We start from the raw sequence: 14,882 nt of genomic DNA on the forward strand, positions 1-14,882 counted from the left end.
ACAGTTCGTCCGGATGCGGGCGAGGCGTCGTCGTCCGTGCTGCCCACCGTGCGCGAAGTGCTGCGGATGGAGCCGGTCGCGCGCGCGCTTCCGGAGGTGCTGACCGGTCGGGAGCGGCTCGACGCGCCGGTGCGCTGGGTACACGTCGCCGAGACCGCGGAGGCGGCGCGGCTGGGCTCCGGCGGGGAGCTGCTGCTCGCCACGGGCGTCGGCTGGCCGTCCGACGACGCGTCGCTGCGGCGGCTGGGGCGCGTGCTGATCGAGGCGGACGTCGCCGGGCTCGTGCTCGAGCTCGGGCCGCCGATGCCGGTGCCTCCGCCCGCGCTCGTGGACGAGTTCCGCACCGCGGGGCGGCCGTTCGCGGTGCTGCACAGGGAGGCCCGGTTCGTGGCGATCACGGAGGCCGTGCACTCCCGGATCATCGCGGAGCAGATGGGGGCGCTTCGGGCGAGGGACGACATCCACGCGCTCTTCACCGACCTCAGCCTGCGCGGGAGCCCGGCCGACTTCATCGTCGACCAGGCCGCGCGGGTGCTCGGCTGCCCGGTCGTGCTGGAGGACACCAACCACCGCGTGATCGCGGCGGGCGGGGTGGACACGGGCTCGCGCACCGGGCAAGGCGCGGAGCTCGCGGACTGGGAGCAGCGGTCGCGCGCCGAGCACCGCTCCCGAACGGGCGGCTGGACGATCGTGCCGGTGGAGGCGCGCGGGATGCGGTGGGGGCACCTCATCGCGCTGCCGGGGGAGCCGCACCCGGCCGGGCGCTCGAACGTGCTCGAGCAGGCGGCGGTCGCGCTCGCGCTCAGCCGGCTGACCGACCGCGACGACGACGAGTGGACACGGCGCAGCCACGACGCGCTGCTCGCGGCGCTGCTCGGCCGCCGGTTCGCCGGGGAGGGCGGCGTGACTGCGCGGTTCGAAGCGGCGGGGTTCCCCCTCAGCGGGCGGACGGTGGCGGGCGCGGCGGTGCGAATGCGGTCGGGCACGCTCCCGGTGTCCGCAGCGCCGCGGGCGGTGGAGGCGGCCCGGGCGGCGGGCGTGGACGCGGTCGCCGGGCGGCATCCCGAGCATGCCGGAACGCTCGTCGTCGCGGTGTCGCCGCGGCCGGGTCGGACGCTCGGCGACGCGGTGTTCGCCGCGATCGCGGAGGCCGCCGCGTCGGCGCGCACGGACGACCCTGCGGCGGTCGTGGCAGTCGGGTCGGACGCGAGGGGCATCGCGGGGCTGCTCTCGTCGCTGGAGGAGGCGGTCGCGCTGGCGACCGGCTCCTCGGCGGGGCGGCCGGAGGGGCGGCTCGGCCGCACGGTCGCGGTGCAGCGCGTGTCGCACCGGCCGCTGCTGCGGCTGGTGAACGCGCTCGGCGGCGACCCGCGGATGCTGGAGCACACGGAGCAGATGCTGCGGCCGCTGATCGAGCACGACCTCGCCACCGGCGGCGACCTGGTCGAGGTGCTGCGGGCGTACCTCAGCCACCCGGGCAACCGCACCCGCGCCGCCGCGGCGAGCCACCTGTCCCGATCGGTGTTCTACCAGCGGATCGCCCTCATCGAGGAGCTGCTCGGGATGGACCTGGACGACGGCGAGACCGTCGCCGCCCTCCACGCGGCCGTGCTGGCGCGGGGGCCTGCGCGCTGACGCGCCCGCCGCGTCCATGGGACGCAACACGCCGTTATGCGCGACGCATAACGGCGTGTCGCGACCCATGGATGCGTCTGGTTGACGCGACACGCCGTCGCCGGGCGCCGCCGCGCGGCGTGTTGCGTCAACCAGGCGGGGAGCGCGGCGCGTTAGGAGTCGAAGCCGAGGCCGACGGCGTCGAGGGTGCGGAGGAAGGCGTTGCGCCGGCCGCCGCGGTGGTCCGCCTGGTCGAGCGACCAGCGGGTGAGGTTGATGCCGACCGCGGCGGCCGGCTCGGGCGGGAAGGGGAGCGGGCGCGTCCGCACCATCTCCAGCTCGGTGCGCTCGGTGGTGCGGCCGGCCAGCAGGTCCAGCATCACCTGCGCACCGAAGTGCGTCGCCGCGACGCCGAGCCCGGTATAGCCGGCGGCATACGCGACCTTCCCCTCGCGGGCGGAGCCGAAGAACGCGCAGAACCGGCTGCAGGTGTCGATCGCTCCGGCCCAGCGGTGCGTGAAGGTGAGCCCCTCCAGCTGCGGGAACGTCGTGAAGAAGTGGCTCGCGAGCTTCCGGAACGTCTCCGGCCGCTCCTCGTACGACTCCCGGATGCGGCCGCCGTAGTGGTAGATGGCGTCGTAGCCGCCGAACAGGATGCGGTCGTCGGCGGTGAGCCGGTAGTAGTGGAACTGGTTGGCCGAGTCGCCGATGCCCTGCCGGCCCTCCCAGCCGATCGACGCCCGCTGCGCCGCGGAGAGCGGTTCGCTCATCAGCACGTAGTCGTACACGGGGACGGTCGCGAGCCGGTTGCGGCGCAGCAGGCTGGGGAAGACGTTCGTGGCGAGGGCCGTCCGCCGGGAGCGGAGGGTGCCGGTCGGCGTCTCCAGCACGGTGCCGTCGCCGATGCTCTCCACCGGGCTGTGCTCGAAGATCTCGACGCCGGCGTCCACGCAGGCGCGGGCGAGCGCCCTCGCGAGCTTGGCGGGGTGGACGAGGGCCGAATCCCGCGTGCGCAGCAGCCCCGCCTCGTAGGTGGGCGAGTGGACGAGGGAGCGGACCGCGTCGCGGTCGAGCAGCGTCGCCTCGGGACCCGCCGCCTCCCGCAGCCACTCCACCTGGTGCGGCTCGGTGGCGACGTCGAGCGCGCCGTTGCGTTCGAACTCGGCGTCCAGGCCGAGCTCGGCGACGGTGCGCTCGATCTCGTCGAGGTTGCGCATCCCGAGCCGCTGCAGCTCGTCGAACTCGCCGGGCCAGCGGCTTCGCCCGTTCTCGTCGCCGTGCGTCAGGCTCGCCTCGCAGAAGCCGCCGTTGCGGCCGGATGCGGCCCAGCCGACCCGACGGCCCTCCAGCACCACGACGCGCGCGGACGGGTCCTCGCGCTTGGCGAGCAGGGCCGTCCAGAGACCGGTGTAGCCGGCGCCGACGACGGCGAGGTCGCAGCCCAGGTCGCCGCGCAGCTGCGGGTAGCGGTCGCCCGGGGCGTCCTCGGTCCAGAACACCGCCTGACGGCTGGGCGCGAGGGCGTGGCGCACCACCGCGTCGGCCGGGCGTGCGCGTTCGAAGACGGTGCTGGTCCGGGAGGGGCTCACGCCGCCATTCTGCCCGACCGGGTGGTGGACGATCGTCGGGAATGGGGTGCGCGTCCAGGCAATCCGTCCGGTCCGATGAGCACGTTCGCAGCGAAATGCTGGGATGCGCAGCGGAGTCGAGCCAGTAGTGTAAGCCGCGCACCAGGAAGGGAGGCGGCCGTGAGCAACGCAGGGCGCGTGACGATCGCGGGGCTCGCCGAGCAGCTCGGCCTGTCCAAGGCGTCCGTGTCGTACGCGCTCAACGGCCTCCCCGGGGTCAGCGACGAGACCCGGGAGCGGGTGCTCGCGCTCGCCGAGCAACTCGGCTGGCACCCCAGCTCGTCCGCGCGGGCCCTGTCGCGGGCGCGCTCCGACACGATCGGGATCGTGCTGCGCCGCGACCCCAGCCTCCTCGGCACCGAGCCGTACTACATGAGCCTGCTCGCCGGCGTCGAGAGCGAGCTGTCGGAGACCGGCCGGTCGCTGCTGCTGCGCATGGTCGGGACGGACTCGGGCCAGGAGGTCGCGGCCTACCGGCGGTGGAGCGCCGAGGCCCGCGTGGACGGCGTCATGCTCTTCGACCTCACCTTCGACGACCCGAGGCCCGCGCTGCTCGAGCAGCTCGGCCTCGCCTACGTGCTGCACGGCAACCGCGAGACGCTCGCGCCGGGCAAGGTGCTGCTGTACGACGCCCGGGCGGACGCCGAGGTGCTGGTGACGCACCTCGCCGCCCTCGGACACCGGAGGGCGCTGCACATCGCCGGTCCCGCCGAGTTCGAGCACGAGGCGGACCGGCGCGACGCGGTCGGCGCCACCGGGCGCGAGCTCGGGCTGGAGTTCGCGTTCGCGGCCTCCGACTACTCGATGGGTTCGGGGGAGCGGATCGCCGCGGAGGCGATCGCGGCGGACCCGGGGATCACTGCGGTGCTCACCTCGAACGATCTGCTCGCGCTCGGCGCGCAGACCGCCCTCAACCGTGCCGGCAGGGAGGACGTGGCGATCGCCAGCTGGGACGACTCCCTGCTCTGCCGTCTCGGGACGCGGCCGATCACCGCGCTCGACCGCTCGCCGGAGGAGCAGGGCCGCCGGTCGACCCGGATGCTGCTCGACCAGCTCGCGGGCGCGCCGACGCCGGACCACCGCGCCCGCGCCAGCCACCTCATCCCGCGCGCGACCAGCGTCCCGGCCCCGGCCCCCGCCGCCCGCTGACGCGGCCTGCCGGCTCGCGCTGGGCCGCGACTGGTGACGAATCGCGCCCATTCGTCACGAATCGCGCCCATTCGTCACGAGTCGCCCGCGGAGGTGGTGCGTTCCCACCGTGACCGTAGCGTCGCCGAAGCGTGACCGGAGCGTGACCGCAGCCGCCCGGGGAGCGAGACCGGCCGGTATACCCTCGGACGAGGCGAAGTCAAGGATTGACACCTGAACCGGTTAAGTTAGGCTCAGCGTGCGTCCCGTCCGCCGTAGCACCCGCGGCGGGATCGCCCCCATCAAGAGACGAAGGAGTCACAATGAGGAAACGCGCCATCGCCGTCGCGGCACTGGCCGCTGCGGTCTCGCTCGTGGTCGCGGGCTGCAGCAGCTCGGGGTCAGGAGGGTCGTCCAGCGGGTCGACGCTCACCTACTGGGCCAGCAACCAGGGGACGAGCCTCGACAACGACAAGCAGGTGCTCACCCCGGTGCTCGACGACTTCACGAAGCAGACCGGCGTCAAGGTCAAGCTCGAGGTCATCGGGTGGAACGACCTGCAGACCCGCATCCAGACCGCCGTCACTTCCGGCCAGGGCCCCGACGTGCTCAACATCGGCAACACGTGGGCCGCGTCGCTGCAGGCGACCGGCGCCTTCCTGCCGTTCGGCGACAGCGAGATGAAGGCCATCGGCGGCAGCGACAAGTTCGTGAAGACCGCCCTCGAGACCGGCGGCGCCGCAGGCAAGACCCCGACCAGCGTCCCGCTGTACGGGCTCGCCTACGGCCTCTACTACAACAAGAAGATGTTCACCGACGCCGGCGTGCAGCCGCCCACCTCGTGGGAGGAGCTGGTGGCCGCGGCCAAGAAGCTCACCAACGGCACCACCTACGGCTTCTCGCTCGCCGCGGGCAGCTACACGGAGAACGCGCACTTCGCCTTCATCAACTCGGCCCAGAACGGCGGCGCCTGGTTCGACAGCAAGGGCGAGCCGACCTTCACGACCGACGCGAACGTCACCGGCATCAAGCGCTACCTCGACCTGATGCAGACCGACAAGGTCGTCAACACCTCCAACGCCCAGTACGACAACGGCGTCCAGGCGGTCAACGACTTCGCCACCGGCAAGGTCGCGATGATCCTCAGCCAGAACAACGCCGACTCGTCGATCGTGGCCAACGGGATGACGTCCGACCAGTACGGTGTCGTCCCGTTCCCGGCTCCCGACGGCGGCAAGCCGGTCGCCAGCCACGTCGCCGGCATCAACCTGTCGATCTTCAAGAACACGAAGAACAAGGACGCGGCGCTGAAGTTCGTGAAGTACATGACGAGCAAGGACGTCCAGACCACCCTCGGCAAGCCGTACGCGAGCCTGCCGGTGCTGAACGACGCCAAGCCCGTCTTCACGGACAACGCCGACGAGGCCGCCACGTTCCAGAAGATCTACAACGAGATGTCCAAGCCGCTGCCGCTGGTGCCGGCCGAGGACCAGTTCGAGAACACCGTCGGCAAGGCGATGAACGACATGTTCGCCAAGATCGCCACCGGCGGCACGGTCTCCGACGCCGACATCAAGTCGGCGCTGAAGAACGCGCAGGACCAGGTCAAGCAGTCCCTGGGCGGCTGATCCGCCGAAGCATCGCACGCCGGGCGGGGCGCAGCCGCGTCCCGCCCGGCGGTCAGCCACACCTGTAAGGAGACCCATGTCGACGACGACAGACGTCCGCGGCCCCGCCGTCACCGTGCCGGCCGCCGCTGCCCCTCCGAAGCCGAAACGGCGCCGCCCCAAGGGGTGGTGGCTGCCGTTCGTGCTGCTCGCACCGGCCATCGTGTTCGAGCTGCTGATCCACGTGGTCCCGATGCTCACCGGCATCTGGATCAGCTTCACCCAGCTGACCAAGTTCTACATCGCCAATTGGGGCGAGGCGCCCTTCGTCGGCTTCAAGAACTACGCGGTCGCGCTCGACTTCTCCGGCTCGGTCGGCCAGGGACTGCTCAAGTCGTTCTTCGTGACCGTCGGGTTCACCATCCTGGTCGTCGGCCTCTCCTGGGTGCTCGGGATGGCCGCGGCCGTCGCGCTGCAGGGGCGGTTCCGGGGCCGAGCGTTCTTCCGGACGCTGTTCCTGGTGCCCTATGCGCTGCCGCTGTACGCCGGCATCATCACCTGGAAGTTCATGTTCCAGAAGGACACCGGCGCGATCAACCACTTCCTGTTCGACAACCTCGGGCTGCCGGGCGACAAGCCGTTCTGGCTGATCGGCGGCAACGCGTTCTGGTCGATCGTCATCGTCGCGATCTGGCGACTGTGGCCGTTCGCCTTCCTGATGCTGATGGCCGGCCTCCAGTCGATCCCGTCGGACGTCTACGAGGCCTCGGCGGTGGACGGCGCGAAGCCGTTCCGGCAGTGGCGCTCGATCACGCTGCCCATGCTGCGGCCGGTGAACCTCGTGCTGCTGCTTGTCATGTTCCTGTGGACCTTCAACGACTTCAACACGCCCTACGTGCTGTTCGGGAGCACAGCCCAACCCGCGGCGGGCGACCTGATCTCCTTCCACATCTACAACGCGTCGTTCCTGACCTGGAACTTCGGCTCGGGGGCCGCGATGAGCGTGCTGCTGCTGCTGTTCCTGCTGGTCGTGACCGGCATCTACCTGCTCGTCGTCAACCGGAGGAGCCGCAATGCGTGAGACCCGCTCATCCCACGTCTTCCGCTGGGTCACGATCGTCGTGCTGACCGTGTTCACGGTGGTCCCGCTGTACGTGATGATCACGTCGTCGGTGAAGCCGCTGTCGGAGGTGCAGTCCGCCTTCACCTGGTGGCCGCAGACGATCACCTTCCAGCCGTTCATCGACATGTGGTCGACGGTGCCGCTGGCGTCGTACTTCGTGAACAGCCTCATCGTGTCGAGCGCGGCGACGCTGATCTCGCTGGTCATCGCCGTGTTCGCCGCGTACGCGGTGTCGCGCTACCGGTTCAAGGGCCGCAGCGTCTTCACGACGACGGTGCTGTCGACCCAGATGTTCCCCGGCGTGCTGTTCCTGCTGCCGCTGTTCCTGATCTTCGTCAATATCAACCAGGCGACGGGCATCCAGCTCGTCGGCACGCGCTGGGGCCTCATCATCACGTACTTCACGTTCGTGCTGCCCTTCTCGATCTGGATGCTCGCCGGCTACTTCGACAACATCCCGCGCGAGCTCGACGAGGCAGCGAAGGTGGACGGCTCCGGCGCGATGGGCGCGCTCTGGCACGTGGTCATCCCGGCCGCCCGTCCCGGGCTCATCGCGGTCGCGATCTACTCGTTCATGACCAGTTGGGGCGAGGTGCTGTTCGCGTCGGTGATGACGACGGACGAGAACAGGACGCTCGCGGTCGGGCTGCAGCTGTACTCCACCCAGACCAACGTCTACTGGAACCAGATCATGGCGGCGTCGCTGGTGGTGTCCATCCCGATCGTGGTGGCGTTCCTGCTGCTGCAGCGCAACTTCGTCGCGGGCCTCACCGCCGGCGCGGTCAAGTGAGCCGCGGCTCCTCCCCGAAGAAAGGCATCATGGATCGTCCCTCCCCGGTCTTGCAAGTCGGCGACGCCCCGGTGGTGTGGCTCGGCGCCAACTTCTGGTCGCGCACTGGCGGCCCGCTGATGTGGACCCGCTACGACCCCGCGGTCGTGCGCGAGGAGCTGCGCGTGCTCGCCGACCACGGCCTCAACATGACGCGCTCCTTCTTCTACTGGCCCGACTTCCATCCGACGCCCGACTCGCTCGACGAGCAGTGCGTGGCGAACTTCGCCGACTTCCTCGACGCGCACACCGAGGCGGGCATGACGACGGTGCCGACGTTCCTGGTCGGGCACATGTCGGGCGAGAACTGGGACCCGGTGTGGCGGGAGGGGCGCGACCTGTACCGCGACGTCTGGTTCGTCGGGCGGCAGGCCTGGTACGTGCGGGAGCTGACGGCGCGGTTCGCCTCGCACGCCGCGGTCGCCGGGTGGCTGCTGACCAACGAGGTGCCGATCTACGGCGGGGAGGCGCCGCGTCCCATCGTCGACGCCTGGGCGTCGCTGCTGGTGGATGCGGTGCGCGCGGGCGGCGGGACGCAGCCGGTCGCGGTCGGCGACGGCGCGTGGGGGATCGAGACGACGGGACACGACAACGGCTTCTCGGTGCGCGACCTGGCGGAGTTCAACGACTTCATCGGGCCCCACGTGTACCGGATGGAGACCGACCAGATCCGGCAGCACCTGAAGGCGGCGTTCATCGCGGAGCTGTCGGCGACCCACGGTCTCCCGGTGATCATGGAGGAGTTCGGGCTGACCAGCGACTTCGTGTCGGACGCGGGCGCTGCCTCCTACTACCGGCAGCTGCTGTACTCGACGCTGCTGGCGGGCGCGACCGGCTGGATCGCCTGGAACAACACCGACTACGACGACCTCGCCGACCAGCGGCCGTACTCGCACCATCCGTTCGAGATGCACTTCGGCATCACCGACCGGCACGGCAACCCGAAGCCGCCGCTGCGCGAGCTGGCGCGGTTCGCCGCGGACCTCGCCGCGATCGACCTGCCGCAGGTGCGCCGGTCGCCGGTGGATGCCGCGCTCGTCGTGCCGTCGCACCTCGCCGAGGACTACCCGTTCACCAACGAGGCCGAGCGCGCGCACATCGTGGCGACCGGCGAGCAGGCCTACGTGGCGGCGCACGAGGCGCACATCCCGGTCGCCGTGGTGCGCGAGAAGGCCGACGGCGGGCTGCCGGCCGGGTACGGGCTGTACCTGCTGCCCTCGGTGAAGCAGCTGTGCGCGACCTCGTGGGAGCAGCTGGTGTCGCTCGCGCGCGACGGCGCGACCGTGTACGCGTCGTACTCTCACGGGACGAGCGGCGTGCAGCGCGGGCCGTGGTGGGCGCACACCGAGGAGCTGTTCGGGGTGCGGATGGACTCGGCGTACGGCCTCGCGGAGCCGGTCGCGGACGACACCGTGGTGCTGCGGTTCACCTCCGACTTCGGTCCGCTCACGGCCGGCACGGAGCTGCGCTTCGCGGCCGCCGGCAACGAGAACGGGCGCACGTACCTGCCGGTGCGGGCGACCTCGGGAGAGGTGGTGGCGGTCGACGCGCACGGCCGCCCGGCGATCGTGGTGCAGGAGCACGGTGCGGGACGCGCGGTGCTGTCGACGTATCCGCTCGAGTTCTTCGCGTCGGCGCAGGCGCGGGTGAACCCCGAGCAGACCTGGCGGCTGTACGACGCGCTTGCGGCGGTGGCGGACGTCGAGCGGGACGTGCTCCTCGACGATCCGCGAGTCTTCACCGACACGCTGGTGCACGCCGACGGCCGCCGGTTCGTCGTGTTCCTCTCGCAGCACGAGACCCCCGTCACCGTGACCCCGTCCGTCCCCGGCGGCACCCTCACGGCCCTCGACGGCACTCCGTCTCCCGCGCTCGAGCTCGCCCCCTACGGCGCCGCCCTCCGCCTCCTCACCCTCGACTGACCCACTCCCTCCGTCGAGTCCGCAAAGACTACACGCGACACGCCGTCGGAGCGTGCAGTCTTTGCGGACTCGATGGTGGGGTCAGGCGGGGGCGTGGCGGTCGAGGAAGGCGTAGACCTCGGTGGGGTCGACGCCGGGGAAGGTGCCGGTCGGGAGGGCCGCGAGCAGGGAGGTGGGCGTGCGGGCGGCGGGCCACGCCATCCCGGTCCAGCGGTCCGCGAGCGCGGCGGGCGGCCGCCGGCAGCACGACTCGTCGGGGCAGCGCGACACGGCGCGGTGCGGCGTCTCCCGGCCGCGGAACCACTTCACGTGCGCGAACGGGACGCCGACGCTGACCGAGTAGTCGCCCTCCTTCGCCTTCTCCACGCGTGACGTGCACCAGAACGTGCCGCTCGTGGTGTCCGTGTACTGGTAGTACGGGCTGAACCGGTCGGCCACATCGAACACCGTGCGCGCGGTCCAGCTGCGGCACACCGGCGTGCCCTCCACCGCTCCGAGCGCATCCGAAGGGAACACCACCGCGTCGTTCTCGTACGCCTTGATGATGGTGCCCGACTCGTGCACCTTCATGAAGTGCACCGGGATGCCGAGCCGCGCGGTGGCGAGGTTGGTGAACCGGTGCGCGGCGGTCTCGTACGACACCGCGAACGCGTCGCGGAGGTCCTCCATCGAGATGCGGCGGAAGTTCTTCGCCTCGGTGAGGAACGCCACTGCGTCCTTCTCGGGAAGGAGCAGCGCCGCGGTCAGGTAGTTGGTCTCCACCCGCTGTCGCAGAAAATCGGCGTAGTTTCTCGGCTCGTCGTGGCCGAGCACGTGCGAGGCGAAGGCCTGCAGGATGGGCGAGCGCGAGTCCCGTGAGGCCGACTGCTCGGTGGGCAGGTAGATGCGCCCGTTCCGCCGGTCGGTCACCGAGCGGGTGGAGTGCGGGAGGTCGCCGACGTAGTGCAGCGAGTACCCGAGGTGGTCGGCCATGTCGGTCACCGTCTGGTGCGACACCGGCCCTCCGGTGTGCCCGACGGCGGAGAGCAGGTCGGCCGCGATCGTCTCGAGCTCGGCGAAGTGATTGTCGCGCGCCCGCATGGTCGCGCGCAGCTCCGCGTTGGCGCGGCGGGCCTCCTCCGGGGTGGCGGCGCGCTCGCGGTGCAGCCGCTCGACCTCCTGGTGCAGCGCCAGGATCGCCTGCAATGTCGCGTCGGGAACGGTCCGCCCCACCCGCACGGGGTCGATCCCGAGGGAGGCGAACACCGGTCCGCGCTGCGCCCGCTCGACCGCGATCTCGAGGGCCGCGCGCTCGTCCGGCGGCTCCGGCGCGAGCAGGTCGTCGACCGTGACCTCCAGTGCGGCCGCGATCTGCCGCAGCTGCGCGAGCCGCGGCTCGCGGTTGCCGTTCTCGATCGTGGACACCTGCGACGGCGCGCGGTCGAGCGCCGCGGCCAGCGCCTCCAGGGTCATCCCGCGCCGCTGCCGGAACGCGCGGATGCGGCGGCCGAGGGTGAGCGCGTCGGCCGCGGGGGCCTCGTCGTGCACGTCGTCGATGACGGTCATGCCAGCCATGGTGACACCGCCGCGAAGTTCTGGCAAACAGAAGAACGGCCGGATTTCTGTCCGCCGATCCGGTCACGGGGCGGTGCGCAGGGCGAAGGATCGTGTCATCCGATCAGACCGATGATCCGACCGATGGAGGTCACCATGAGCACCGACAACCGTCCAGGCGACACCACGCAGACCCCCGCCGAGCTCCAGCTGGAGTGGGACGCGGACCCGCGCTGGACCGGCATCCGCCGCGACTACACGGCCGACGACGTCGTGGCCCTGCGCGGACCGGTCCGCGAGGAGCAGACCCTCGCCCGCCGCGGCGCCGAGCGGCTCTGGCAGCTGCTGCAGCGCGAGAGCACGCCGGAGGATCCGCGCTGGGTCGCCGCCCTCGGCGCACTGACCGGCAACCAGGCCGTGCAGCAGGTGCGCGCAGGGCTCGAGGCGATCTACCTCTCCGGCTGGCAGGTCGCCGCCGACGCCAACCTGGCCGGGCAGACCTACCCCGACCAGAGCCTGTACCCGGCGAACTCGGTCCCCGCCGTCGTCCGCCGCATCAACAACGCGCTGCTGCGCGCCGGTCAGATCGAGGGCACCGACGGGCCGGTCGCCGAGTGGATGGCGCCGATCGTCGCCGACGCCGAGGCCGGCTTCGGCGGCCCGCTGAACGCCTACGAGCTCATGCACGGCATGATCCAGGCGGGGGCCGCGGGCGTCCACTGGGAGGACCAGCTGGCCAGCGAGAAGAAGTGCGGGCACATGGGCGGCAAGGTGCTCATCCCGACCGGGCAGCACATCCGCACCCTGAACGCCGCCCGGCTCGCGGCCGACGTGGCGGGCGTGCCCACCATCGTCATCGCGCGCACCGACGCGCTCGCCGCCACCCTGCTCACGAGCGACCACGACGAGCGCGACCGGCCGTTCCTCACCGGCACCCGCACGGCGGAGGGCTTCTACGAGGTGCGCAACGGGATCGACCCGGTCATCGCCCGCGGCCTCGCCTACGCGCCGTACGCGGACCTGCTCTGGGTGGAGTCCGCCGAGCCCGACCTGGAGCTCGCCCGCCGCTTCGCGGAGGCCGTGCACGCCGAGTTCCCCGGCAAGAAGCTCGCCTACAACTGCTCGCCGTCGTTCAACTGGCGCCGCCACCTCGACGACGAGACGATCGCCCGGTTCCAGCGGGAGCTGGCGGCGATGGGCTATGCCTTCCAGTTCATTACGCTGGCCGGCTTCCACGCCCTCAATCACTCCATGTTCAGGCTCGCCCGGGACTACTCCACCCGGCACATGAGCGCCTACGTCGACCTGCAGGAGGCGGAATTCGCCTCCGAGGCCGACGGGTACACGGCGACCCGCCACCAGCGGGAGGTCGGCACCGGCTATTTCGACCGCGTCGCGAGCGCGCTCAACCCCGACAGCGCAACGCTCGCCCTGGCCGGATCCACCGAAGCACACCAGTTCTGAGGAGAACGACCATGATCCAGATCACCGGGCCGCGGATCGACCGCGGCGACGACATCCTGACCCCGGAGGCCATCGCCTTCGTCGACCACCTGCACCACGCGTTCGCCGCCCGGCGGCAGGAGCTGCTGGCCGAGCGCCGCCGCCACCGCGAGGAGGCCGGCAACGGCCGCGACCCCCGCTTCCTGAGCAGCACGGCCGCCATCCGCGAGGACGGCAGCTGGCGTGTGGCGGGCGCCGGCCCCGGCCTCGAGGACCGCCGGGTCGAGATCACCGGCCCGACCGACCCGAAGATGGCGATCAACGCGCTCAACTCGGGCGCCCGGGTCTGGCTCGCCGACCTGGAGGACGCGACCAGCCCCACCTGGGCGAACATCGTCGGCGGCCAGCGCACCCTGTACGACGCCGTGCGAGGTCGGCTCGCCTTCACCAGCCCGGAGGGCAAGGACTACCGGGTCACCACGCCGTTCGAGCACACGCCGACCATCGTGATGCGCCCGCGCGGCTGGCACCTGGTGGAGAAGCACCTCGCCTTCACCGACCGGGCCGGCCGCTCCACCCCGGCCAGCGCCTCGCTCACCGACTTCGGGCTGTACTTCTGGCACAACGCCCAGGCGCTGGTGGATGCGGGACGCGGGCCGTACTTCTACCTCCCGAAGCTGGAGTCGCACCTGGAGGCGCGGCTGTGGAACGACATCTTCGTCTTCGCGCAGCAGCGCATCGGGATGCCGGTCGGCACCATCCGGGCGACCGTGCTCATCGAGACGATCCCCGCGGCCTTCGAGATGGACGAGATCCTGTACGAGTTGCGCGACCATTGCGCGGGCCTGAACGCCGGCCGCTGGGACTACATCTTCTCGATGATCAAGACGTTCCAGGGCCGCGGGCGCCGGTTCGCGTTCGGCGACCGCGACCGCATCACGATGACCGTGCCGTTCATGCGGGCGTACACGGAACTGCTGGTCGCCACCTGCCACCGCCGCGGCGCGCACGCGATCGGCGGGATGAGCGCCTTCATCCCGAACCGGAGGGATGCGGAGGCGACCGAGCGGGCGCTGCGGAAGGTCGCCGACGACAAGCGGCGGGAGGCCGGCGACGGCTTCGACGGCACGTGGGTGGCGCATCCCGACCTCATCCCGACGGCCCTGGCCGAGTTCGACGCGGTGCTGGGGGAGCGCCCGAACCAGGTGGAGCGGCAGCGGGACGACCTCCACGTCACGGCGGACGACCTGCTGGATGTGGCCGGCGCCGACGCGACCGTCACCGACGGTGGGGTGCGCTCGAACGTCTCGGTGGCGCTCCGCTACCTGGAGGCGTGGCTGCGCGGCACGGGCGCCGTCGCGATCGACGGGCTGATGGAGGACGCGGCGACCGCCGAGATCTCCCGTTCGCTGTTGCGGCAGTGGATCGACAACCGCATCGTCACCGCGGAGGGCACCCCGGTCGACGCGGCGCTGGTCGCGAGCATCCTCGACGAGGAGCGGGCGCGGCTGGAGACGGACGGCTCGCGCTTCGCGGACGCCGCCGACCTCCTGCGCGAGGTGGTGCTGGGGGAGGACGTCCCGACGTTCCTCACGATCCCGGCCTACGCGCGGTACCTGGTCGACACCGCGCCGGCGGAGGAGGACCTGGCGCTCGCCGGCTGACCCCGACCGGTCCGGATCAGGAAAGGTGCTCGAGGTACTCCTCGAGCACCTTTCCGTGGTTCAGCTCCGGGTCGCGGGCGCCGACGAGGAGCGTGACCACCGGATGCGCCCGCACCAGCTCGCGCAGCGTCCCGACGGCCGGATTCGTGGCCAGCTCGTCCTCGTAGCGGGCGCGGAACGCGTCGAACAGCTCCTCCTCGGCCGCCGCATCCTGGTGGAACCACCGCCGCAGCTCGGTCGACGGCGCCACCTCCTTCAGCCAGAGGTCGATGTCGGCGCGCGCCGTGCTGACGCCGCGCGGCCAGAGCCGATCGACCAGCACGCGGTAGCCGTCGTCGGCCGCAGGCGCCTCGTAGATGCGCTTGACCCGGATCACGGGATGCTCCTCTCG

At 71.5% G+C, this 14,882-nt stretch carries 11 protein-coding genes; 8 read left to right on the forward strand and 3 right to left on the reverse strand.

The genetic code is table 11. From position 1 onward, the window contains the following. The first annotated feature begins 36 nt into the window (after positions 1-36). Complete coding sequence (locus tag P5G59_RS00865) at positions 37-1,635, forward strand: PucR family transcriptional regulator (RefSeq protein ID WP_301215090.1); 1,599 nt, start codon at positions 37-39, stop codon at positions 1,633-1,635. Between the two features lie 152 nt (positions 1,636-1,787). Here the strand turns inward: P5G59_RS00865 and P5G59_RS00870 are convergent, their stop codons facing one another. Continuing rightward, on the reverse strand, positions 1,788-3,203 hold the full coding sequence (locus P5G59_RS00870) for an NAD(P)/FAD-dependent oxidoreductase (protein ID WP_301215092.1): 1,416 nt from the start codon (positions 3,201-3,203) through the stop codon (positions 1,788-1,790). 159 nt (positions 3,204-3,362) lie between these two features. On the opposite strand from P5G59_RS00870, the gene P5G59_RS00875 reads away from it, so the two are divergent. From P5G59_RS00875 to P5G59_RS00895, 5 genes are all read left to right on the forward strand, one after another. Continuing rightward, positions 3,363-4,391 (forward strand): LacI family DNA-binding transcriptional regulator, encoded by a 1,029-nt coding sequence (locus P5G59_RS00875; RefSeq protein ID WP_301215094.1) that lies wholly within the window; start codon positions 3,363-3,365, stop codon positions 4,389-4,391. Between the two features lie 302 nt (positions 4,392-4,693). Beyond that, positions 4,694-5,998, forward strand: a complete 1,305-nt coding sequence (locus P5G59_RS00880; RefSeq protein WP_301215096.1) for an ABC transporter substrate-binding protein — start codon at positions 4,694-4,696, stop codon at positions 5,996-5,998. 76 nt (positions 5,999-6,074) lie between these two features. Further along, positions 6,075-7,058: a carbohydrate ABC transporter permease gene (locus tag P5G59_RS00885; RefSeq protein ID WP_301215098.1), complete on the forward strand. Its 984-nt coding sequence runs from the start codon at positions 6,075-6,077 to the stop codon at positions 7,056-7,058. Further along, positions 7,051-7,890, forward strand: a complete 840-nt coding sequence (locus P5G59_RS00890; RefSeq protein ID WP_301215099.1) for a carbohydrate ABC transporter permease — start codon at positions 7,051-7,053, stop codon at positions 7,888-7,890. The genes P5G59_RS00885 and P5G59_RS00890 overlap by 8 nt, the downstream gene beginning before the upstream one ends. A 29-nt stretch (positions 7,891-7,919) precedes the next feature. After that, positions 7,920-9,851 carry a cellulase family glycosylhydrolase gene (locus P5G59_RS00895; protein ID WP_301215101.1) on the forward strand — a complete coding sequence of 644 codons (1,932 nt, stop codon included), beginning with the start codon at positions 7,920-7,922 and terminating at the stop codon, positions 9,849-9,851. 81 nt (positions 9,852-9,932) lie between these two features. On the opposite strand, the gene P5G59_RS00900 is transcribed toward P5G59_RS00895, so the two are convergent. Next, positions 9,933-11,405 carry a helix-turn-helix transcriptional regulator gene (locus P5G59_RS00900; RefSeq protein WP_301215102.1) on the reverse strand — a complete coding sequence of 491 codons (1,473 nt, stop codon included), beginning with the start codon at positions 11,403-11,405 and terminating at the stop codon, positions 9,933-9,935. Positions 11,406-11,540: 135 nt separating this feature from the next. Between P5G59_RS00900 and aceA the strand changes: the two genes are divergently transcribed. Further along, positions 11,541-12,848 (forward strand): isocitrate lyase, encoded by a 1,308-nt coding sequence (gene aceA / locus P5G59_RS00905; protein ID WP_301215103.1) that lies wholly within the window; start codon positions 11,541-11,543, stop codon positions 12,846-12,848. Between the two features lie 11 nt (positions 12,849-12,859). Then, a complete protein-coding gene (gene aceB / locus P5G59_RS00910; protein WP_301215104.1) occupies positions 12,860-14,491 on the forward strand; it encodes a malate synthase A in 1,632 nt (543 codons plus the stop codon). Between the two features lie 16 nt (positions 14,492-14,507). Here aceB and P5G59_RS00915 read toward each other — a convergent pair whose 3' ends face one another. Next, positions 14,508-14,867, reverse strand: a complete 360-nt coding sequence (locus P5G59_RS00915; RefSeq protein WP_301215106.1) for a DUF488 domain-containing protein — start codon at positions 14,865-14,867, stop codon at positions 14,508-14,510. Between the last annotated feature and the right edge of the window lie 15 nt (positions 14,868-14,882).

Source organism: Leifsonia virtsii, from assembly GCF_030433675.1.
In the GTDB taxonomy this organism is placed as follows: Bacteria; Actinomycetota; Actinomycetes; order Actinomycetales; family Microbacteriaceae; genus Leifsonia; species Leifsonia virtsii.